Here is a 21677-nt window from a genome sequence, read left to right as displayed (position 1 = left end):
GGGGCGGCCCCCCTCACAGCTTCGGTTGCGCACCCGGCGCCAGGGTGCCGCACAGCGCCGGTGTGCCGCCCGTGGCGTAGGGGTCGGTGCCGGCGGGGCCGCCCTCCTCGGCCGTCCGGCCGGCGAGGAGGGGACGCAGCCGGGCCGCGGAGTCCTCGGCGCAGGACAGGGGGCCGGCCTGGACCTCGGAGAGGACCACCTGCGCCTGGTGCAGGCGCAGGTCGTCGCGGTCGAAGCGGAGGAGCAGCTCGCGCCGGACCGTGAACAGGGAGGCCTCGGCGCCCCGGTCCGCGCCGGCCGGCCGCACCGCGTACGCGAACGTGTGGTCCGTGGCGACCTCCAGGGTGGAGGAGTCCGCCTCGGAGGCCCGCATCGTGCCCCGGACCCGGACCTCGGGGGCGGCCAGCTCCGCGCGGGAGGGGTCGAGGCGGACCAGCCATCCGGTGGGCGCGTGCCGTCCGTCGGCGGCGGGCCGGGCGAAGCTCCGGTCGAACTGGTCCAGCTGGGCGGGGTCGAGCAGCACCCGCACGGAGCGCGTCTCGCCGCCGGTGAGCACCTCGGGGTTCAGGGAGGACCGCACGAGGTAGTCCTTCGTGATGGTCAGCGCGTTCATGACCTGGCTGTCCGAGAAGTGCGCGGTGCGCCGGGACGCCGGGAGCGTCACCCCCTCCGCGCCGACGCGGAACCCGGCCGCCGGACTGCTCGCGTAGAGCTGTTCGGGGTCGCTGGTGCCGGGCACCTCGTCGCGGGGGGCCAGCGGGACGACGGTCATCCGCAGGGGCTCGGCCTGCTCCCCGGCCGCGGGCGCCTGGTAGGGATGGCGTACCCCCATGTAGATCGCGGTGCCGAAGGCCACGACGATCAGCAGGAACAGGATCAGCGCCGGCCGGGACAGGCCGTGGCGCAGGGGCGGACGGCGGCGGACGGCGGGCGCGTGGTCGGTGAGGCGCTCCCGGGCGGAGTACTCCTGGAGCCGGGCAGCACGGATGAAGGACTCGTCGAAGACGACGGACCCGTACTCGTCCTCTCCACCTCCGGGGGCTCCCTCGGGCGCCCCCTCGGGCGGGTCCGAAGGCCCTCCCATATCTTCAGGGTAGGTCCCGGGGGGCGCGGGTAAACGCCCTGCCGCGCGCCAAGTTCCGGCAGCTTCCCACCAGGGCGGTCGCCCGGTCTCAGGGGCTGCTCGGAATCACCGGGACGGCCGGCTGGGAGTAGTCGGCGGAGGCGGACGGGGCCGCCCCGCCGCCCTGTTCCAGGCCGGTGGAGGCGGGGGACGGGACCTGGTCCTGGCGGTGGGAGGAGGCGCCCCGGTAGACGGCCGAGAAGGCGAGCGCGACCATGCCGATGCCCATCACCAGGGCGAGTATCCAGGCCACGGGGCGGTGCCAGCGGACCTGCCTGCCGTACGGGCCCGGGGAGCCGTAGCCGTCCTCCGGGGCGTCGGGGTCGTCGTCCGGGTCCTCGAAGCCGGGGCCGCCCCGGTGGCGGCCGTACCCGTCGTCGTACCGCTCGCCGTGCGGGCGGGTCCGGCGGGCCTCGGCCTCGGCCCTGGCCTGCGCGGCGGCCAGGAGGCGCTCCACGGCGGTCGGCTCGTGCACCTCGGCCGCGCGGACGAAGGCCTCGTCGAAGACCACGGAGGCGAACTCTTCGTCCGACGCTCCGCGGTCGTGGTCGTCGTCGGGCTCCCAGCCGTCAGGGAACGGCGTACCCCCCACGTCCTCCGGCACGGATCCAGAGTAGACCTGGGGGGTCATTTTGGGCAGACGGTATGGAAATTCATCCGCCTGCCGGGGACGGCCCCTCCGCCGCCCCCGCCGCCGGCTCCCGCGCGGGCGCGGTTCAGCGCCGTACGTGACCGTCGCCGGTGACGATGTACTTCGTGCTGGTCAGCTCGGGCAGGCCCATCGGCCCCCGGGCGTGCAGCTTCTGCGTGGAGATGCCGATCTCGGCGCCGAAGCCGAACTGGCCGCCGTCGGTGAAGCGGGTGGAGGCGTTCACCGCGACCGTGGTGGAGTCCACCAACTGGGTGAAGCGGCGGGCGGCCGTCTGCGAGGTGGTGACGATGGCCTCGGTGTGGCCGGAGGTCCACAGCCGGATGTGCTCGACGGCCTTGTCGAGGGAGTCGACGACGGCGGCGGCGATGTCGTACGAGAGGTACTCGGTCTCCCAGTCCTCCGCCGTGGCCTCCACGACCGTCGCGCGGGACTCCTTGGCGTGGGCCATCACGCGCTCGTCGGCGTGCACCGTGACCCCGGCGTCGGCCAGGGCGTCCAGGGCGCGCGGCAGGAACTCGGCGGCGATGTCCTGGTGGACCAGCAGGGTCTCCGCGGCGTTGCAGACGCCGACCCGCTGGGCCTTGGAGTTGACCAGGATCTCCACGGCCGTGTCGAGGTCGGCCTGCGCGTCGACGTAGACGTGGCAGTTGCCGGTGCCGGTCTCGATGACCGGGACGACCGACTCCTGGACGATCGTGTTGATCAGGGAGGCGCCGCCGCGCGGGATGAGCACGTCGACCAGGCCGCGGGCGCGCATCAGCTCGTGCACGCTGTCCCGGCTCTCGCCGGGCACCAGCTGCACCGCGTCGGCGGGCAGCCCGGCGCCGTGCACGGCGTCGCGCAGCACGCGCACCAGCGCGGTGTTCGACCGGTAGGCGGAGGACGAGCCGCGCAGCAGCACCGCGTTGCCGGACTTCAGGCACAGGGCGGCGGCGTCGACCGTCACGTTCGGCCGGCCCTCGTAGATGATCCCGACGACACCGAGCGGCACCCGGACCTGGCGCAGGTCGATGCCGTTGGGCAGCGTGGAGCCGCGGACGACCTCGCCGACCGGGTCGGGCAGCGCGGCCACGTCCCGCACGTCGGAGGCGATGGCGCGCACCCGCTCCGGGGTGAGCGTGAGCCGGTCGACCATGCCGTCGCTGGTGCCGGCCTCGCGCGCCTTGGCCACGTCCTGGGCGTTGGCCTCGACGATCTCGCTCGCCCGGACCTCCAGCGCGTCCGCGACGGCGAGCAGCGCGTCGTCCTTCGCGGCACGCGGCAGCGGCGCGAGGGTGGCGGCGGCGCCCTTGGCCCGGTAGGCGGCCTGGTTGACCGGGGACATCGAGTCGTACGGGGAGAGCATGGTCATAGGGGAAGGGTAGTGCGGGCGACGGACGTCGGCGGCGGTCGTCCCGAACACCGAGACATACGGTCGGGAACCCCGCGATCCACGTTCAGAACGGATGCACCCCGACGGGTGTCGCCGGGGCCGGTCCGTACCCCGCGGCGATGCGCTGGTGGTAGGTGGCCCGGTCGATGACCTCCAGGCCGACGATCTCCCAGGGCGGCAGCCCCGCGGTCCGCCGGTGCTCGCCCCACAGGCGCAGCGCCACGGCGGCCGCGTCGTGCAGGTCGCGTGCCTCCTCCCAGTAGCGGATCTCCGCGTGGTCGTCGGCGTACCGGCTGGTCAGCAGGAAGGGGTGGTCGTGGGCGAGCTGCTCCAGGGCCCGCCGGACCTCGGCGACCGGGGCCGGTTCACCGGAGACGCTGAGGGTGACGTGCCACAGGCGCGGGAGCTCGCGCGGCTCGCCGCCCGGGAAGCGGTCCCCGGGCGCGACGCCGGCCAGGGCGCGCCCGGCGCCGGGCGCGCGGGAGCCCGCACCGCCAGGAGACGCCGTCGTCCCGGGGCGCACTCGTCTCACGACGCCTCCTTCACGCGCGGACCGGCCGTGGGGCCGGGCGGATGTGTCCCTGGGACAAAGTTGAGCAGGCCGCCGGGGCTCGTGGGGCGGTTTTGCGGAACGTCCACCACCGGGGGCGGACGATTCAGCACATTACGGATGCAGGACCACCAGATCGTCCCTGTGTACGACCTCGCGTTCGTACTCCGGTCCGAGGTCCCGGGCGAGTTCCCGGGTCGAGCGGCCGATCAGGAGGGGGATCTCCTTGGCGTCGAAGTTGACGAGTCCGCGCGCCACCGCCCGCCCCTCGCCGTCCCGCAGTTCGACCGGGTCGCCCGCGCTGAACTCGCCCTCGACGCCGGCGATGCCGGCCGGCAGCAGCGACTTGCGGCGTTGCACGACCGCGCGCACCGCCCCGTCGTCCAGGGTGAGCGAGCCCTGCGGGGTGGACGCGTGCTGGAGCCACAGCAACCGGTCGGCGAAGCGGCGGCCGGTGGGGTGGAAGTAGGTGCCGGTGTCACCGCCGGCCAGGGCGTCGGCCGCGTGGACCGCGCTGGTCAGCACCACCGGGATGCCGGCGGCGGCGGCGATCCGGGCGGCCTCGACCTTGGTGACCATGCCGCCCGTGCCGACGCCGGCCCGGCCGGTGCTGCCGATCTCGACGTGGGCGAGGTCCTCGGGGCCGCACACCTCGGCTATCCGCGAGGTGCCGGGCCGGGCCGGGTCGCCGTCGTACACGCCGTCGACGTCGGAGAGCAGCACCAGCAGGTCGGCGTGGACCAGATGGGCGACGAGGGCGGCGAGGCGGTCGTTGTCGCCGAAGCGGATCTCGTCGGTGGCGACGGTGTCGTTCTCGTTGACGATCGGGAAGGCGCCCATCGCCAGCAGCTTGTCGAGGGTGCGGGAGGCGTTGCGGTGGTGGGCGCGGCGGCTCATGTCGTCGGACGTCAGCAGCACCTGGCCGACCCGGACGCCGTAGCGGGCGAAGGAGGCGGTGTAGCGGGCGACCAGCAGGCCCTGGCCGACGCTGGCGGCGGCCTGCTGGCGGGCGAGGTCCCTGGGGCGGCGGCGCAGGCCCAGCGGGGCGAGGCCGGCGGCGATGGCACCGGAGGAGACCAGGACGAGCTCCCGCTCCCCGCCGCTGCGCACCTTCGCCAGCACGTCGACGAGGGCGTCCACGCGGTCGGCGTCCAGGCCGCCCGCCGCGGTGGTCAGCGACGAGGACCCGACCTTGACGACGATCCTGCGGGCCTCGCCCACGGCCTGCCTTGCGCCTGACACCTTGCCGTCCGTCCCTCGCGTCGATCGGTCGCCCCGTCCAGCAATCTACGTGAAGCGGGGCGCGTCGCGCGTCGCCGGTCCACACTGCAGACGGCGCCGTGCGACCGGGGCCGGCGGCGTACGCGGGGAGGGAGGCGGGGCCCGCCGTCCGTCGGCGCGTGCAGAACGGCCCGCCGACGGGGTCGGCGGGCCGTCACGCGAGGCCGAGGCCGTCGGGGTTAGAGACCGGTGACGCCCTTGATCCAGTCGAGGCTGGTGGGAACGGTGGCGGACCACATCGGACCGACACAGACGTTGTCGCTCAGCCGGTAGGTGACGCCGGAGGTCACACCGACCTGGTAGCGCTTGCCGTCGACGAGCTTGAACTGCGGGCCGCCGGAGTCACCGGAGCAGGCCATGCCGTTGCCCGCGGAACTCCGGATGCCGCGGCCCACGCCCAGGATGTCCGTGCTGTCGATGTCCGTGACCTTGATCGTCGCCCGCTTGAGGCTCTTCGACGGCGCACCGTAGAGCTTGCTCTGCGAGCCCCAGCCGAAGATGTAGTTGGTGGTGCCCTCGACGGGGCTGGCGCTCGCCAGGCGCACGTGCTCGGAATTGGCGTCACGGGTCAGGTGGAGCAGGGCGATGTCGTGGTTGGTGCGCCACTTGATGTCATCGACCTGGATGACGCCGCCGCCTTCGTTGTACTTCGTGCTCTTGACCCGTACCTGGATCTTGGAGGCGTCCTGGCCCACGCTGCCCGTGAAACAGTGCTTCGCCGTGAGGATCCAGCGCTCGGCGATGATGGAGCCGGTGCAGAGCAGGTTGCCCCGCCCGGTACCCGCGTCGGCGTTGTCGTACAGGATCGCGGCGATGCCGTCCGCCGATGCCGCGACCTCGCCGTTCACGACCGCCGGGGATTCGGACACCCCCTCCCCGGTGGAGCCGACCGGGCCGGCCACTCCGAGCCCCTCCTCCGCCGTCGCAGACGGCGCGCCCACACCGAAAAGGCTCGCGCCGACGATGGCGGCCACGGTCACGCAGGTACGGATTCTCAAGACTTGTCCTTCTGTTCGCGAGAGGGAGACAGAACACGGGCGGTGGCGAGCACACACCTCACCCACCGGCCACCCGTTCGATCCGGTACGCGTGAACACCATTGACGCGGCTGCTGAAAGACCGCTGAACGACCGTTGAACGGGGCCACGATGTGCCGACATCTCCGGGACTGCACCAACTAAGGAGCACAAAGGCGGTGGTTCCGGATCGTCACGGGCAGCCCTCCATCAGCCGCCCCCCGTACAAGTGAGGTGAAGGGCCGACAGGTCGTTGTCGCCCGCGCCGCCCACGCGATGCCCTCCGCACGTCGCTTGTCGCCGCGCGGCTCGATCGGGCCGGCCCGGCACAACTCCATATCCGGTCAACACCAGGGGAATTGACGAATCGCCACAAAATGACCCCGTAGCACAATACAAGCGCGCCACGGGAAGTTACTGCGGTAAAGTCCAGATATTCGGATGGTTCACCGGAGGGGCAGCAATGAGCCAGGTCGAGTTTCGACTGCTTGGTCCTGTGGGTATGTGGTGCGGGGGAGATCCGCTGGGACCTACGACTCCGCAACAACGCAGCATTCTGGCGATGTTAGTTCTCGACATGAACCGAGTCGTTTCGGTGGAGAGGATGCTGCGAACCATATGGGGAGAAAATCCCACGGATTCCGCCCGCAACGCCACGCAGGGATACGTGTCGAAGCTGAGACGCATACTGGCACCGTTTCCCGACACGGAAATAGTGACCAGTCCGCAGGGTTATCACCTCAGGGCGGACAAGGAGCAGGTGGACCTCTACCGTTTCCGTGAGCTGACGAGAATCGCCCAGGACACGGACGCGGCCCGCACGAGTGAACTCCTCCGAGAGGCACTGGACATGTGGCAGGGCCCACCGCTCACGGGGGTGGCGGGCCAGTGGCTGCCGTCCAGGATCGGCGTGCACATGGAGGAGGAGCGCCTCTCCGCCGTCGAAGAGCACGCCGCGGCCCTGATCGCGGTCGGGCGCTTCCGCGAGGCGATCGTGGAAGCGACGTCCCTCGTCATCGAGCACCCCCTGCGCGAGCGGGCGGCGAGTCTGCTCATGGCCGCCCTGCACAGATCGGGGAGACGGGCCGACGCCCTGATGGTGTTCCACGACACCCGCCAGCATCTCGTGCGAGAACTCGGTGTCGAACCGGGAAGCCTCCTGCACCGCACCCATCAGCAGGTGCTCCGCGACCCCTCCGAGGCACCGCACGGGAGGTGACGCGACAGCGGTGGAGGCCCGGTGCGAGCACCTCCACCGCCGCTCCGCCCGCGCGGGACGGACGAAATCCTCAGAACCCGTCAGGTGCCCTGGTCACAGGCGTGGGGGTTGGTCCACAGAACCCGGAACTGCTCGATGTAGCGGTTGGTGACCCACCCGTCGATGACGCGCAGCATCACGTCGTTGGCCCGGTGGGCCGAGTTGTCGGTGAGGTTGTAGGAGCCCACGAACACGGCCTTGCGCCACTCGCTCGCGTACTTGGCGTCGATCAGGAGCAGCTTGTTGTGGCTCCACCCGTCACAGCTGATGTCGGACGCGGCGACGCCGTATTTCCGCAGGATGTCGGAACCGGACTGCTCCTGGACGATCACCTTGACGTCGCAGCCGATGCCCACGAGTCGATTCAGCTCGGCAATGATCTCCCTCGCGTAGGGTTCGTCCTCCATCAGACTGGACTCCAGCCAGATCCGGTCGTTGCCCTCCGCGCACGCGCTGACGTTGCCGAGGACGTCGGCCACCCGGTTGATTCCGGGCTGGGGGAAGAAGTACGCCTTCGACAGTTCGTTGCTGCCGTCGATCGTCCTCTCGGCGTTGGTGTCCCACTCATCGCCGTCGTACGTCCAACTGCCCGCGTAGAGGCGGCGCCAGTAATTCACGTACGCGGAGAACAACAGGTCGTCGTTCCGGCTGATCAGAAGATTCTGCGCGTGCCTGGCCTGCCACTGGCTCAGATTGCTGGAGCTCTGCAGGACCAGCTTCGTGTCACCCTTCTTGATCACGAAGAACTTGTTGTGCATCGCACCGCGGTCCGCGTCCATGCAGGATTTCGGGCAGTACACCAGATCGATCCCGGCATTCCGGAACTTGTCGGTGATCGAGGTGGCCGACGGGCCCACCACGATCCGCACGCTCACGCCGCTTTCGGCGGCGCGCACCAGCGAATCCGCCAGGGCGGTACCGCCCCCGTCGGTGCCCCAGTTGTAGATTGCGACGCGGATGTAGCTGCCGGTCTCGCCGGCAGCCGCCGCGTTCGCCGTCGCGTCGATCTTGGCCTTGATTTTCGCCGCTATCAGACGGTCCTCGACGCCGGCCCCGTAAGTGAAACAGACCTCATAGTTTCCGGATTCCGAACAGGTCCCGTCCAGAGCCGTCGCGGAAGGCGCCGACATCACCGCCGCCACCATTGACATGAAGAGCAGCAATGCGCATGTGAACCCACGCAATCCGCGGGTGGAATTTTTCGTTGTCACCGACGCATACTATGGCATGTACACGCCCGGTCAAGGTCATTTCCACAGCGCCCGGCATCCGCGGATGACAGGACATCAGGCGTGGGTACTCCCCTCCCCCCGCACGCACCGACTCGGCGAGCGGTGAATCGGCCCCCGCCTCCCCGGCCGGCGCGACCCGGTCACCGTGAATTCACGCTCACGAACACTGCCGGGGAATCGAGCGGGAGCCCACCCGGCCGTCCAACCGGCGCCTCCCCTGCGTCACTTCGCGACAGCGATGCCGCTGTGCCTCGTCGAGCAGCCGGTGCGGGCGAGCACCGCGACCGAGGCCACGACCTCACCGGGGCAGGGCGCACCGTACCGACCGGACCCGCCGCGGCCCCGCGCGGACGCTGCGGGAAGGACGCCCCGGAGTCCGCCGGGCAGGGCTTGCGGGCCCCGCGGAACCAATAGCATCCTGTGCTCATTCCACACGTCAGGGACACTCGTGTGTCGTCCCGAGGTCGACACGCGTTAACTTGGGCGCCTGTCCCGCGACAATCCTGGAGTGACCGCAGTGCCCCTGCCCTTGTCCCGTAGGCGGTTCGCGGCGAGAACGCGTCCACACCGTCTCTCGTCCCGCCTGTCCGGCCACCCCGCCGTCACCAGGGTTCTGGTGACCGCCGTCCTGGTCGGCGCCTTCGCGGCACAGGCCGCCGCGGCCCTCCTGCCGCTGGCGCCGCTGCTGCTCGCCGCGACCGCCGTGTCCCTGGCCGTCGAGGCCGTGCTGCACCGCCGGCAGCCCGGTCTGCTGTCGCTCTTCGCCAAGGCGCACGCCGATGTCACCGTCCGCCACGTGGTGCGCGACCTGCTGCTGGTGGTGGGCCTGTTGCGGCTCGGCGAGGAGGACTGGGAGCCCGGGCTCGCGCCGCTCGTCGCCGGCCTGCTCGCCTTCTACGCCCTGCACAGCGCCATCCAGGCGGTGTCCGTCCTGGTGCACCGCACCCGGACGCTGCCCGTGGTGACCCGGAACATCGACGCCTCGGCCCTGCGGCTGTCCCCCGCCCCGGCCGGCCTGCTGCGCCGCCCCGGACACCGCCTGCTGGCCTTCGGCCTGCCCGCCACGACCGGCCTCGCGGTGGCCTCGGTCACCGACGAGACCCGGTGGGCGGCGGCCGGTGTCGCGCTGTCGCTGCTGCTCTCGCTGACGGGCCTGGTCGTGCTGGCGCTGCGGCTGCTGCCCGGTCGGCGTCCGGCGGGCGAGCAGGAGGTGCTCGAGTGGTTCGACGCATGGCTCGCCGACTACCGTCCCACGGTCGGCCTGTACTTCTCCGGCGGCGCCTCCTCCGCCTACCAGGCCAACATGTGGCTGGAGCCGCTGGCCAAGCTCGGCGGCCGGCCGGTGATCATCCTGCGCGAGCGGTTCATGGTGTCGAGGATCGCGCCGACCGACGTCCCGATCGTGTGCCTGCCGAAGGTGGCCACGCTGATGCGCCTGGAGCACTCCACGCTCGAGGTCCTCATCCACCCGTCGAACTCCGGCAAGACCTCCCAGGTGCTGCGCATCCCCACGATCAAGCACGCCTTCGTCAACCACGGCGAGAGCGACAAGCTGTCCTCCTGCAACCCGTACGCGAAGGCCTACGACGAGGTGTGGGTGGCCGGTCCCGCGGCGCGTGAGCGCTACGCGCTGGCCGAGGTCGGGGTCGAGGACAAGGACGTGGTGGAGATCGGCCGCCCGCAGCTGGACGCCGTGCGCCCGTACGCGGGGCCGCCGACCGGCGCGTACACCACCGTGCTGTACGCGCCGACCTGGGAGGGCTGGGACGGCAACCCGGGCAACACCTCGGTGATCGAGGCCGGCGAGAACCTCGTGCGGGCGCTGCTCGCGGACCCGGGGGTGCGGCTGCTGTACAAGCCGCACCCGCTGACCGGCTCGGTGGACCCGCGGGCGGGCGCCGCCGACCGGCGCATCCGCGAGCTGGTCCAGGAGGCGAACCGGGAGCGGTCCGGGCCGCGTCCGGCGCCCTCGGCGGAACTGGCCCGGCTCACCGCCGAACTGGACCGGCTCACCGAGGTCGGCTTCCGGGAGAGCGCCGACCAGGTCGAGCGCATGCTGGTGCAGTCCGCCCCCGAGCCCGGCCGGGCCAAGGCCGTGGCGCGGGCGACCGCGGCCTGGGAGGAGGCGTACTGGGCCTCCCTGCCGGAGGGGGAGCACCAGATCGTCACGGACGCCCGGCCCGCGCTGTACGCCTGCTTCGACATCTCCGACCTGCTGATCAGCGATGTGTCCAGCGTGGTCAGCGACTTCCTGGCGAGCGGCAAGCCGTACGCCGTGGCGAACACCAGCGGGCTGTCCGAGGAGGAGTTCCGCACGACGTTCCCGACCGTGGTGGCGGCGACCGTACTCACCCCGGACGCGGCCGGGGTGCCGGCGCTGCTGGAGTCGGTCCGGCACCCGGAGAAGGACGCGTTGGCCGAGGCGCGGGCGGAGCTGAAGCTGCGGCTGCTGGGCCCCGCCGAGCCCTCGTCCCAGGAGCGTTTCGGCGCGGCCGTGGACGCCCTGTGCGCGGCCGCCGAGGAGCACAGGGCGCGTATGACGCGCCGGCTGGCCGCGGTGCCCTCTCCGCGCCGGGAGGCCTCCACCGCCCTCACGCCGCCGCGGCCGTCCCGCCCGGTGTGATCCCGCCGGAGGAGGTCAGCGCCCGCCGGGCCCGGCGGGCCGCGCGCCGCAGCAGGGACCCGGTGCCGCCCTCGCGGTAGCCGGGAACGGCACGGGCCTCGCGGGGGGAGGCCAGGTAGACGGAGTCAGGGATGCCCGCCGCGCGGTCACGGAAGTGCGGGTAGCCGAGGTAGACGCGCCGGCCCCGCTTTTCCAGCAGGGCCGGCGCCTGCTGTTTCGCCCGCACGAACTCCAGGACGTCCCCGAGGAGTTCGGGCCGCCGCTCGGCCACCAGGTGCAGCCGCAGCCGCTCCTCGACCTTCAGCAGCCCGGCCACGCCCTCGGTCCAGTGGGCGGCCATCAGCGGCTGTGCCAGCTCCAGCTTGTGCCGCCGGACGTCGTCGCCGTCCTTGAGGAACCGGGGGCCGAACTGCGGCAGCAGCGTGACGGTGAAGGGCCGCACCATGAGCCGGTCGCGCCGGGGGCCCTCGGGGACGAGGTCGGCGATCAGGCGCATCAGGGCGCGGGCGGAGTCGAAGCGCAGGGCGTAACCGCCGCTCCTGGTCACGTGCTTGCCGTCGTCGCGGCCCACCAGGTAGTAGCAGGTGTGGTCGGCGATCACGGAGACGCCGTCCGCCCGCAGGTACGCCTCCATGGTGAACAGCGCGTCCTCGCCGGTGAACAGGGACTCGTCGAACCGCATGCCGTGCCGGTCCAGTAAGGAGCGGCGGAACAGCTTCTGCGCGCTGAGCGTGAACTTGATGTTCGAGGAGAAGACGTCGGTGCGCTCCAGCGTCCTGCCCCACATGGACTTCGGCGCACCGCGGTTGACGCCCTCGACCCGGCCCAGGACGACATCGGTGCCGGCGCGGTCGGCCATGGCGACCATCCGCTCCAGGGCCTCGGGGCCCAGCCGGTCGTCGGCGTCCAGGAAGAAGACGTAGCGCCCGGCGGCCTTGCCCAGACCCACGTTGCGCGGGCCGCTGGGGCCGCCCGAGTTCTCCTGCCGGATCACCGTGACCGGCATGGGCGCACGGTCCGCGAACTCCTCCAGGTACTCCCCCGTGCCATCGGTCGAACCGTCGTCGACCGCGATGACCTCGATGCGCTCCGGGTCGATGGTCTGTGCCTCCACGGAGGCGAGGCACTCGACCAGGTACGGCATCGCTTCGTACGCCCCGATGACCACGGTGACATCGGGCTGCGTCACGGTCATGTCTCCCCCTCGTTCCGGAACATTTCCCCTCGTACCGCCTCATTCGCTACTTGCTAGACGGGTGTTCGAGGAAGGGGGTTGCCTCACCCCACCGCTTCAGTGCTCCACGTCACAGAGCACGGCCGCGCCCGCCCGGGACGCGAAGCCGGGGACGCGGAGCCGGACGTGCGAGGCCGGGGACGCGACAGGGCCCGGCCCCCGGGGAGCGAGTCCTCGGGGGCCGGGCCCTGTCGGGTGGTGCGGAGCGGTCAGCCCGTGGGGGCGCCGTCCGTGTCGCCGGGCGCCGACGCGCGCTGGACGGGCAGCGCGTCCGCCAGTTCCACGTCCGGGCCGCCGACCGTGATCCGGGACTCCTGGCCGAGGTTGCGCGTCTCGGCCTTCAGCGCGAGCTGCGCGACCGCGGTGTTGAACTGGTCGATCGACTTCGGCTCGTCGGGGCCCAGCAGGTAGCGCTTGAGCTCCCTGCGGTCCTCCGCCAGCGGGTCGGCGTCCGGGACGCGGACCGCCTCGAGCAGCGCGTCCAGTCCGGCCGCGTCGTTGGACAGGATCACCGCGGCACGCACCGCCGTGTTCTGCCGCTTGAACTCCTCCACGCCCAGCCCGGCGGAGTCCGTGACCGCGTACGGCTTGCCGCTGGCGATGAAGTCGGACACCACGCTGGAGATGTCGGAGACCATCGCGTCGGAGACGTTGAAGCAGTCGTACAGACGCGGCTCGGCGCCCGTGATGACCCGGTGCTCCCAGTCGGGGAAGGAGCGCCAGTACGCGGCGTTCCACTCGGCGCGCAGCCGGGCGATCTCCTCGTGCCGGGCCACGTCGACCAGCCCGTCGCGGGTGGCCTCGGCCTCGTCGCCCTTCTCGGTGCCGCCGGTCAGCTCGGCCAGCCGGGCCTCGATCCGGGCCAGCTCCGCCCCGGCCCGCGTCCGGACGGCGGTGTCGGCGGTGAAGCGCGCGTCGGCGGCGCGCTCCGCGGCGGCGGCCTCGATCAGCGCGGTGATCCGCTGGTGGGCGGCCTTGGCCTGCGGGCTGCGGGTGCCGGTGAAGGGGTGCGGCTTGTACAGGACGCGCACCGCCGGGTCGGCCTCGACCAGCCTCTTCACGATGTTCTCGCCGGCCAGCAGGATCGAGGTGTTGCCGGGGTTGTCGTCCCAGCCCTCCCAGGTGGGGGCGTACAGGATCGTCGGCATGCGGTCGCCCGGCACGCCCTGCCAGGTCCGGATGGGGGCCAGCTGCGGGCGGCCCACCTCGACGATGTCCTCGTCGCGGACCCCCACGTCGGCTATGGCGTAGCGGTCGCGGCCCGCGCGGCCGGCGGTCCACACCTCGTCGTAGACCTTGCTGAACGGGTTGACGCTGGCGAGCTTGTCGCTGTCGCCGTGACCGATGAAGACGTGCCGCATGGTGGGCACGCGCAGCAGGTGGATGTTCTTGCCGACGTTGGCCGCGTACAGCGCGACCCGCACCGTGGACAGGTCCATGTTCATCAGGTGCACCCCTCCGGGCACGCAGACGACGGGGACCGTGGTGGGCGCCAGGTTCTGCAGGATGACCCGCTCGCGCAGGATGATCAGCGGACGGGTGTCCAGCTGCTCCATGGTCTCCAGCCACATGTTGACCTGGTAGGCGGAGTCCTTGGAGCCGGAGAAGTACAGCACGGTCTCCGGGCGGTACTCGCGCAGCCAGTCGTCGACGGCGGCCAGCACCTTCTCGGCCTTCGGCGGGGTCTTCCCGCCGCGCACGTAGGGCACCAGGGCGAGGACGTACAGGATGCTCAGGGCCAGCGTGACGCCGATGCCGGTGTAGCCGACGGCGGCCGACTCCAGGGCCGCGCCGGCGAGTATGCCGGCGACCGCCGCGAGGTCGAGGTGGAGCATCTTCTCCGCGGGGCGGTCCAGCAGCAGGCGCGGCGGGGCGTCCGGGATGCGGATGCGGGAGGCCAGGTCGACGTTGCGGGTGGCGACCGGCATGCGGCGGCGGTTGCGGATCAGGGTGGTCAGCGCGCCGTGCGGGGCCTGGAGGCCGTAGAAGGCGATGAAGCAGGCGATCGCCCCGTAGTAGATCAGGTTGTCCGCGAGGGAGAGGCGGGCCAGCAGCAGGATCAGCAGCAGCTGCCGGATCAGGAAACGGATCGACAGGCCCGCCCGCACCTTGCTGAGGCGGCTGACCAGGTAGCTGCCCTTGCGGTGCAGATAGTGGTCCGCCAGGTACGTCACGGCGGCCGCGGCCGCGAAGGCGGGGATGCTCGGGACGAGCGCGGCCAGCATGAGGCAGGGAAAGCCCAGCATCATGAGGACCGCCGCGGCCAGTTCGGCCGCGCTGCCCACCCTGGCGACGCGAATAGCGGTGGATATCACGGAGAAACCTGCTCTGGGATGGGGAGTGCCGGTTTGTGCCTGCGAGTATTTCATCGGCTACGGACTCAGGCCCCCGCGAGAACCCGTTACACGAACTTCGTTAACGAGCGACCGCAGAGGCCTGAATTACCTGAGTCTATTTGCCCTTGATTATTACACGCCGTCCTGACGGTCCAGCACCGAGGCCAGCGCCTGTTCGAAGCCGGAGGCCCGCGCCGCGCCCGCGGTCGGGTCCTGCTGGCGCACGTCGATGACGTGACCGGTGAGCTCCGACAGCAGCACGTCCAGCGAGGTGCGGGCCACCGCCTCGGAGGAGAGCAGGCTGCCCGCGGGCTCCTGGCCGAAGGCCTTGGTGCGCATCGGCGTGGCGGTGCGCTCCGGGTTGATGCAGTTGACGCGGACGCCGTCGCCGGCCCACTCGTCGGACAGGGCCTGGGTGAGGTTCACCATCGCGGCCTTGGTGGAGGAGTACAGGCTGTACTCGGCGCGCCCGCGGGTGTAGCTGCTGGAGGTGTACAGCAGCAGCTGCCCCTTGGTCTCGGCCAGGTACTTGTAGGCGGAGCGGGCGATCTGCACGGGGGCCAGGTAGTTGACCTTCAGCGCCTCCTCGATGGTGGCGTTGTCGGTCTCGGCGAGCTTCCCGATGCGCAGCACGCCCGCGGTGTTGACGACGTAATCGATGCGGCCGGTCTCGGCGTACGCCTTGGACAGCGCGTCGTCGACCTCCTCCGGGTTCTCCACGTGGGTGCCGGTGGTGGAGCGGCCGAGCGCGTAGACGGTGGCGCCGTAGGACTCGGCGAGTTCGGCGATGTCCTTGCCGATGCCGTACGAACCGCCGAAGACCACCAGGGTCTTGCCGGTGAGCAGCTCGCGGTAGGCCTCCTCGCCGTTCTGCTCGGGCGCGGCGGTGGAGGCGAGCTGGAAGAGCTTGTCGGCGATGAAGACGTCGACGGGCTGGGTGACCTTCATGTTGTACTCGTCGCCCGCGACGACGTGGATCGGCACGTCCGGCAGGTACTTGAGCACGACCGAGCAGTCGTCGGTGGCCTGGAAGTTCGGGTCGCCGGCGGCGACCTCGTAGGCGCGGCGGATGGTGGACAACTTGAAGGCCTGCGGCGTCTGGCCGCGGCGCAGCCGGGAGCGGTCCGGGATCTCGGTGATGAACTCGCCGTCCTCGCCGTGGGTGCGCGTGACGATGATGGTGTCCGCGGACGGGATGGCCACGTCGACGGCCTGGTAGCGCTCCAGCGCGCTCACGCAGTCGTCGATGACGCGCTGCGACAGCAGCGGGCGGACGGCGTCGTGGAAGAGGACGTTGAGGTCCTCGCCCTCGGCCAGGCCCTCGCCGAGCGCGGCGATGGCCCGCTCGGTGGTCTCGTTCCGGGTCGAGCCGCCCTCGATGACCTTGGTGACCTTGGTGAACCCGGCCTTGGCGACGATCTTCTCGATGTCGGGCACATAACCCTGCGCCATCAGCACGATGATCTCGTCGATCGAGTCGGCCTTCTCGAAGGTGGCCAGGGTGTGCTCGATGACTGCCTTGCCGGCGATCTTCAGCAGTTGCTTGGGAATCGACAGACCCACCCGCTGACCGGTACCACCGGCCAGGATCACTGCGGTGGTACGGGGCTTGGCTATGTGCTGGGACACAGGTGACCTACCTTGGGGCGACAGGGGACCTCGAAATGGTCCCACTTGTGGTTACCGCAGTGCAAGGTGAGCGACCTTGACAGCAAATGTGCGCGCAACCTGTCATTCACCTATGACTCCCGGGGCTCGGCGACGGTTCCCGGAACACCCCGGGAATTGCTGTGAGTAACTCCACAGGGGGCGGGCGGTCGCCGTGCGCGGGGCGAACGGCGTGCTCGGCGCGGGCACGGTCACGACCGCGGTCGCGGTCGCTCCGGACAGCGGTGACCGGGGACCTTCGCGGTTCCTCCGGCGATGTCAGGTGCACCGTACGCCCCGTGCCGTACGGCGGTCACGGCGGGTCGGCCCGTGCGGGGCCGCGCCGGGAACACGGCCCGGATCTTCACGTCTTCGCGACGGGACCACACGGGTTCTCCGTATTCCGGCGCCGCCGGGAGGTATTACCGCGGAATTCCCGTCGGGATTCCGCCGCATTCCGGTTCCGGAGAGCCGGGGAGAACGACGGCGAGAAGAGGGGGACGGCGCGCGGTCCCCGGGACGCGGGAGGGGCCCCGGCGCTCGCACGAGCGCCGGGGCCCCTCCCGCCGGGCGGCGGTCTCAGACCAGGTGGACGCCGGGCCGGCCGGCCTCCACCCGCAGCGTGGCCAGCGTGCTCGGCGTGGCCCGCGGCTCCACGACGGTGTCGACGACCCGCACGCGCGCGTCGATGCGGTCGGGGCGGATGTCGAACAGGTGGTAGCCGCGGTGGGCGTCGAGCAGCTTCCAGTGCGGGTTGTCCGCACGCCGCGGGTCCCACTCCCGGGCGAAGGCGGCCTGGTCCTGGTCGCCGTTGCTGGAGATGGAGGTGCCGACGAACTCGGCGCCCACGACCGCCGAGTCCGGATCGGCGAAGTCCGCCTTGAGGTCGCCGACCATCGTCAGATGCCGGTCGCCGGTGAGCACCACGGGGTTGCGCACCCGCGCGAACTCCTTCAGCAGCGCGTTCCGTTCGGCCTGGTAGCCGTCCCAGGCGTCGTAGAACCAGAGCTTGCCCGGGCCGACCTGGAGGTCCGTCTCGGCCATCATGATCTGGGAGGCGATCAGGTTCCAGCGGGCGGGCGAACGGCGCAGCCCGTCGACCAGCCACCGCCGCTGCGCGGCGCCGAGCATGGTCAGCGACGGGTCCTGGGCGCCCTCCTGGCTGGTGGCCTGGTCGCTGCGGTACTGCCGGGTGTCCAACACGTTGAGCCGGGCGAGCCGGCCGAACTCCAGCCGGCGGTACATGCGGATGTGCGGGCCGTTCGGGACGGCGGTGGCGCGGACCGGCATGTGCTCGTAGTACGCCTGGTAGGCGGCGGTCAGCCGGGCGACGAACGCGTCGTGCGGCTGCTTGCCGGGGTCCTGCGGGATCTCGCCGGCGAAGTCGTTGTCGACCTCGTGGTCGTCGAAGGTGACCACGAAGGGGGCGTGGGCGTGCATCGCCGCGAGGTCGGGGTCGGAACGGTACTGGGCGTACCGGTTGCGGTACTGGGCCAGGCTGTACGGCTCCCCCGTGCCCTCGTGGCGCCGTACGCCGGTCGCCGACGGCGTCGACTCGTAGATGTAGTCGCCGACGAACACCACGACGTCCGGGTCCTGTTCCAGCATGTCGGCGTACGGGGTGAAGTAGCCGTGCTGCCAGTTCTGGCAGGAGGCGAGCGCGACGCGCAGACGGCCGCCGGCGCTGTGCGGGGCGGGCGCGGTGCGGGTGCGGCCGACGGGCGAGAGCTGCCCGCCGGCGCGGAAGCGGAACCAGTACGTGGTGCCGGGGCGCAGCCCGCGGACGTCGACGTGGACGCTGTGCCCGTACGCGGGCCGGGCCCGGGCGGTGCCCCGGCGGACGATCCCCTCGAACCGGGCGTCGGTGGCGAGCTGCCACTCCACCGGCACGGTGCGGTCGGGCATGCCGCCGCCGTTCAGCGGGTCGGGGGCGAGCCGGGTCCACAGCACGATCCCGTCCGCCAGTGGGTCGCCGGAGGCGACGCCCAGGCTGAACACCCCGTCGGGTAAAGGCTTCTCGGCGGCCCGGGCGGTGGCGGGCAGCCACAACTGGCCGGCGGCCGCGGCGCCGAGCACAGCGGCACCGGCGGTCAGAACCCGGCGGCGGTCGAGCGGAACTGCTCCGGTCATCGACGAACTCCCCTGCCTCGTGAACCTCTTGGACAGGGGGAAGGTCACCCTCCGGGCGGTCCGCGCGCTGAACTCAACGGTTCGCGTTCATGACAAGCAGAGAGACAACAGGAAACCCGCCGCGGCACGGGAACGTCCCGTGGCCGCGGCGGGTCGAAGAAGTGAGCGCCGGACGACGTCCGGGGCCGGAACGGCTAGAACGGTTCGAAGCCGTCGTACTCCCGCTCGGCCTCGTCCCGTTCGGCCTGCCGGTCGCGTCGCCGCTGGGCGGCGGGGCGGGGCGCCTCGAAGCGGTGGTCCTCGCCGCGCCGGCCGAGCATCTCCGCGCCGGCCGTCAGGGACGGCTCCCAGTCGAAGACGACCGCGTTCTCCTCGGGCCCGATGGCGACGCCGTCGCCGGACCGGGCACCGGCCTTCACCAACTCCTCCTCGACACCGAGGCGGTTGAGCCGGTCGGCGAGGTAGCCGACGGCCTCGTCGTTGTTGAAGTCCGTCTGGCGGACCCAGCGTTCGGGCTTCTCGCCGCGCACCCGGAACAGCGGCTCGCCGCCGATCTCCTCGCGGGTGACGGTGAAGCCCGCGTCGTCCACGGCCTTGGGCCGGATGACGATCCGCGTCGCCTCTTCCTTCGGCTTGGCGGCCCGCGCCCGGGCCACCAGCTCCGCCAGGGCGAAGGAGAGTTCCCGCAGCCCGATGTGGGCGACGGCCGACACCTCGAAGACGCGGTAACCGCGCGCCTCCAGATCGGGCCGCACCATCTCGGCGAGGTCCTTGCCGTCGGGGACGTCGATCTTGTTGAGGACGACGATCCGCGGCCGGTCGTCGAGACCGCCGTACTGCCGCAGCTCCTCCTCGATGACGTCGAGGTCGGAGGCGGGGTCGCGGTCGGACTCCAGCGTGGCGGTGTCCAGCACGTGCACGAGCACGCTGCACCGCTCCACGTGGCGCAGGAACTCCAGCCCGAGCCCCTTGCCCCGGCTGGCGCCCGGGATCAGCCCGGGGACGTCGGCGATGGTATAGACGGTGGACCCGGCGGTGACGACCCCGAGGTTCGGCACCAGCGTGGTGAACGGATAGTCGGCGATCTTGGGCTTGGCGGCGCTGAGCACGGAGATGAGGGACGACTTGCCGGCACTCGGGTACCCCACGAGCGCCACGTCGGCGACCGTCTTCAGCTCCAGGACGATGTCCTGGAGGTCCCCCGGCTCGCCGAGCAGCGCGAACCCGGGCGCCTTGCGCCGCGCCGAGGCCAGGGCCGCGTTCCCGAGTCCGCCGCGCCCGCCCTGGGCCGCGACGTACGAGGTCCCGTGTCCGACGAGGTCGGCGAGGACGTTGCCCGCCTTGTCGAGGACGACGGTCCCGTCCGGCACCGGCAGGACGAGGTCCTGGCCGTCCTTGCCGGACCGGTTGCCGCCCTCGCCGGGCTTGCCGTTGGTGGCCTTGCGGTGCGGGGAGTGGTGGTAGTCGAGCAGCGTGGTGACGGACTGGTCGACGGTGAGGATCACATCGCCGCCGCGTCCGCCGTTCCCGCCGTCGGGTCCGCCCAGCGGCTTGAACTTCTCGCGGTGGACGGAGGCACAGCCGTGGCCTCCGTTACCCGCGGCGACGTGCAGTTCGACGCGGTCCACGAAGGTGGTCATGGTGGGGTGCCTCCAGAAACGTACGGATCGGTTCTCGGTCTAACACGCGAAAGGCGGACCCGCCTTCCCGCCGGGGAAGTGAGGTCCGCCTCGCGAAAGCTTCCGGTCAGGCGACCGGAACGATGTTCACGACCTTGCGGCCGCGGCTGGTGCCGAACTCCACCGCACCGGCCTGCAGCGCGAACAGCGTGTCGTCGCCGCCGCGACCGACGCCGGCGCCGGGGTGGAAGTGGGTGCCGCGCTGGCGGACGAGGATCTCACCCGCGTTGACGACCTGACCGCCGAAGCGCTTCACGCCGAGCCGCTGGGCGTTCGAGTCGCGGCCGTTCCGGGTGGACGATGCGCCCTTCTTGTGTGCCATCTCTCCTCAGTCCCTTACTTCGCAGCCGCGGGGATCTCAGTGACCTTGATCGCCGTGTACTGCTGGCGGTGGCCCTGACGACGGCGGTAGCCGGTCTTGTTCTTGTAGCGCAGAATGTCGATCTTCTGGCCCTTGTGGTGGTCCACGACCTCGGCCTGGACCTTGATGCCGGCCAGCACCCACGGGTCGCTGGTCACGGAGTCGCCGTCGACGACGAGCAGGGTCGAGAGCTCGACCGTGTCGCCGACCTTGGCGGTGGAAATCCTGTCAACCTCGACGATGTCGCCGACAGCAACCTTGTGCTGGCGACCACCGCTGCGCACGATGGCGTACACGCGGAACTCACTCTCTCGCTCGGGAACGGCACCCCCGCAGTCCAGCCGCCCGCGGCACGCGAGCGGCCTCTCCGGAACACCGTGCGCTCCGGAGGAAGAGGTTTACGGGGATGTGGCTTGTCACTGGACATGCCGACGGTCCAGGTTACGGGGCCGTGGCCGAACGGGTCAAACCGGCCCCGGGCGGGTCCGACCCGGGCGGTTCAGCCGCCGAGGCTCTCCCGGTAGGCCACGCACGCCTCGTAGGAGGGCAGCAGGCCCTGCTCCCGGGCCTCGGCCAGGGTGGGCGCCTGCTCGTCCTTGGCGGAGAGCAGCGGCGTGAGGTCCTCGGGCCAGTCGATGCCGAGCGCGGGGTCGAGCGGGTGTATGCCGTGCTCGCGCTCGGGGGCGTACCCCTCGGAGCAGAGGTAGACCACGGTGGCGTCCTCGGTGAGCGCCATGAAGCCGTGGCCGAGGCCCTCGGAGAGGTAGACCGCGTGGTGGTCCCGGTCGTCCAGGCGGACCGCCTCCCACCGGCCGAAGGTGGGCGAGCCGGTCCGGATGTCCACGATCACGTCGAGGACCGCGCCGCGCACGCACTTGACGTACTTGGCCTGGCCGGGCGGCACGTCGGCGAAGTGGATGCCGCGCAGGGTGCCCCGGCTGGAGACGGACATGTTGGCCTGGGCCAGCGTGAGCGGGTGGCCGACCGCCTCGCTGAAGACCGGGGCCTTGAACCACTCGTGGAAGCTGCCCCGGCCGTCGGGGAAGAGCTTCGGCTCGTGCACCCAGGCACCGGAGAGGGAAAGGGGTCGCATCGAAGGGGTCCTCAGTTCTTCTTCTGCTGGTTCGTCAGTGAGCGCTTGACCCGCCCGGCGGCCCGGCGCCACAGGGGGCGGGGCGGGGCG

At 71.4% G+C, this 21677-nt stretch carries 17 protein-coding genes; 2 read left to right on the top strand and 15 right to left on the bottom strand.

Annotated features, from left to right (window positions below; all coding sequences use genetic code 11):
• Positions 1-13 precede the first annotated feature (13 nt).
• The 6 genes from B7L92_RS06375 to B7L92_RS06350 form a co-directional block, all read right to left on the bottom strand.
• The gene (locus B7L92_RS06375) at positions 14-1084 is read right to left on the bottom strand and encodes an SCO2583 family membrane protein (RefSeq protein ID WP_081236491.1); all 1071 of its coding nucleotides are present in this window, start codon (positions 1082-1084) and stop codon (positions 14-16) included.
• A gap of 88 nt (positions 1085-1172) precedes the next feature.
• Positions 1173-1727, bottom strand: a complete 555-nt coding sequence (locus tag B7L92_RS06370) for an SCO2584 family spore wall biosynthesis protein (protein WP_497590774.1) — start codon at positions 1725-1727, stop codon at positions 1173-1175.
• A gap of 112 nt (positions 1728-1839) precedes the next feature.
• Positions 1840-3126, bottom strand: a complete 1287-nt coding sequence (locus tag B7L92_RS06365; protein ID WP_081236489.1) for a glutamate-5-semialdehyde dehydrogenase — start codon at positions 3124-3126, stop codon at positions 1840-1842.
• Between the two features lie 85 nt (positions 3127-3211).
• Positions 3212-3670 carry a DUF8830 family protein gene (locus B7L92_RS06360; RefSeq protein WP_497590775.1) on the bottom strand — a complete coding sequence of 153 codons (459 nt, stop codon included), beginning with the start codon at positions 3668-3670 and terminating at the stop codon, positions 3212-3214.
• Positions 3671-3811: 141 nt separating this feature from the next.
• Entirely contained in the window at positions 3812-4918 is a 1107-nt protein-coding gene (gene proB, locus B7L92_RS06355) for a glutamate 5-kinase (protein WP_170102178.1), read from the bottom strand.
• Positions 4919-5157: 239 nt separating this feature from the next.
• Entirely contained in the window at positions 5158-5976 is an 819-nt protein-coding gene (locus B7L92_RS06350; protein ID WP_143626247.1) for a S1 family peptidase, read from the bottom strand.
• Positions 5977-6457: 481 nt separating this feature from the next.
• Between B7L92_RS06350 and B7L92_RS06345 the strand changes: the two genes are divergently transcribed.
• Positions 6458-7213, top strand: coding sequence for an AfsR/SARP family transcriptional regulator (locus tag B7L92_RS06345; protein ID WP_081236485.1), 756 nt, complete (start codon positions 6458-6460; stop codon positions 7211-7213).
• A gap of 80 nt (positions 7214-7293) precedes the next feature.
• On the opposite strand, the gene B7L92_RS06340 is transcribed toward B7L92_RS06345, so the two are convergent.
• Positions 7294-8415, bottom strand: coding sequence for a phospholipase D-like domain-containing protein (locus B7L92_RS06340; RefSeq protein WP_255310779.1), 1122 nt, complete (start codon positions 8413-8415; stop codon positions 7294-7296).
• Positions 8416-9100: 685 nt separating this feature from the next.
• On the opposite strand from B7L92_RS06340, the gene B7L92_RS06335 reads away from it, so the two are divergent.
• Positions 9101-11107 carry a hypothetical protein gene (locus B7L92_RS06335; protein WP_081236484.1) on the top strand — a complete coding sequence of 669 codons (2007 nt, stop codon included), beginning with the start codon at positions 9101-9103 and terminating at the stop codon, positions 11105-11107.
• Here the strand turns inward: B7L92_RS06335 and B7L92_RS06330 are convergent.
• From B7L92_RS06330 to rfbC, 8 genes are all read right to left on the bottom strand, one after another.
• On the bottom strand, positions 11076-12302 hold the full coding sequence (locus B7L92_RS06330; protein ID WP_081236483.1) for a glycosyltransferase family 2 protein: 1227 nt from the start codon (positions 12300-12302) through the stop codon (positions 11076-11078). The two genes, B7L92_RS06335 and B7L92_RS06330, sit on opposite strands and share 32 nt — an antisense overlap.
• Positions 12303-12550: 248 nt before the next feature.
• Positions 12551-14626, bottom strand: a complete 2076-nt coding sequence (locus tag B7L92_RS06325) for a CDP-glycerol glycerophosphotransferase family protein (RefSeq protein ID WP_081236482.1) — start codon at positions 14624-14626, stop codon at positions 12551-12553.
• Positions 14627-14809: 183 nt separating this feature from the next.
• Positions 14810-16306 carry a bifunctional cytidylyltransferase/SDR family oxidoreductase gene (locus B7L92_RS06320; RefSeq protein ID WP_081236481.1) on the bottom strand — a complete coding sequence of 499 codons (1497 nt, stop codon included), beginning with the start codon at positions 16304-16306 and terminating at the stop codon, positions 14810-14812.
• A 597-nt stretch (positions 16307-16903) separates the two neighbouring features.
• Positions 16904-18454, bottom strand: coding sequence for an alkaline phosphatase D family protein (locus B7L92_RS06315; protein ID WP_081236480.1), 1551 nt, complete (start codon positions 18452-18454; stop codon positions 16904-16906).
• 194 nt (positions 18455-18648) lie between these two features.
• The gene (gene obgE, locus B7L92_RS06310; RefSeq protein ID WP_081236479.1) at positions 18649-20094 is read right to left on the bottom strand and encodes a GTPase ObgE; all 1446 of its coding nucleotides are present in this window, start codon (positions 20092-20094) and stop codon (positions 18649-18651) included.
• A 106-nt stretch (positions 20095-20200) separates the two neighbouring features.
• Complete coding sequence (rpmA, locus tag B7L92_RS06305) at positions 20201-20455, bottom strand: 50S ribosomal protein L27 (RefSeq protein WP_030051735.1); 255 nt, start codon at positions 20453-20455, stop codon at positions 20201-20203.
• A 14-nt stretch (positions 20456-20469) separates the two neighbouring features.
• The gene (gene rplU / locus B7L92_RS06300) at positions 20470-20790 is read right to left on the bottom strand and encodes a 50S ribosomal protein L21 (protein ID WP_004988176.1); all 321 of its coding nucleotides are present in this window, start codon (positions 20788-20790) and stop codon (positions 20470-20472) included.
• A gap of 203 nt (positions 20791-20993) precedes the next feature.
• Positions 20994-21587 carry a dTDP-4-dehydrorhamnose 3,5-epimerase gene (rfbC, locus tag B7L92_RS06295; protein WP_081236478.1) on the bottom strand — a complete coding sequence of 198 codons (594 nt, stop codon included), beginning with the start codon at positions 21585-21587 and terminating at the stop codon, positions 20994-20996.
• Between the last annotated feature and the right edge of the window lie 90 nt (positions 21588-21677).

Source organism: Streptomyces viridosporus (genome assembly GCF_002078235.1).
Taxonomy (GTDB): Bacteria; Actinomycetota; Actinomycetes; order Streptomycetales; family Streptomycetaceae; genus Streptomyces; species Streptomyces viridosporus.
Note: the sequence above shows the minus strand (reverse complement) of the source record. Positions and strands in the feature narration are given on the sequence as shown.

What these genes read in the sequence shown, in the direction of transcription:
- B7L92_RS06375 (WP_081236491.1), bottom strand. Translation starts at nt 1,084, where the DNA reads ATGGGAGGGCCTTCGGACCCGCCCGAGGGGGCGCCCGAGGGAGCCCCC.
- B7L92_RS06365 (WP_081236489.1), bottom strand. Translation starts at nt 3,126, where the DNA reads ATGACCATGCTCTCCCCGTACGACTCGATGTCCCCGGTCAACCAGGCC.
- B7L92_RS06345 (WP_081236485.1), top strand. Translation starts at nt 6,458, where the DNA reads ATGAGCCAGGTCGAGTTTCGACTGCTTGGTCCTGTGGGTATGTGGTGC.
- B7L92_RS06330 (WP_081236483.1), bottom strand. Translation starts at nt 12,302, where the DNA reads ATGACCGTGACGCAGCCCGATGTCACCGTGGTCATCGGGGCGTACGAA.
- B7L92_RS06315 (WP_081236480.1), bottom strand. Translation starts at nt 18,454, where the DNA reads ATGACCGGAGCAGTTCCGCTCGACCGCCGCCGGGTTCTGACCGCCGGT.
- obgE (WP_081236479.1), bottom strand. Translation starts at nt 20,094, where the DNA reads ATGACCACCTTCGTGGACCGCGTCGAACTGCACGTCGCCGCGGGTAAC.
- rpmA (WP_030051735.1), bottom strand. Translation starts at nt 20,455, where the DNA reads ATGGCACACAAGAAGGGCGCATCGTCCACCCGGAACGGCCGCGACTCG.
- rfbC (WP_081236478.1), bottom strand. Translation starts at nt 21,587, where the DNA reads ATGCGACCCCTTTCCCTCTCCGGTGCCTGGGTGCACGAGCCGAAGCTC.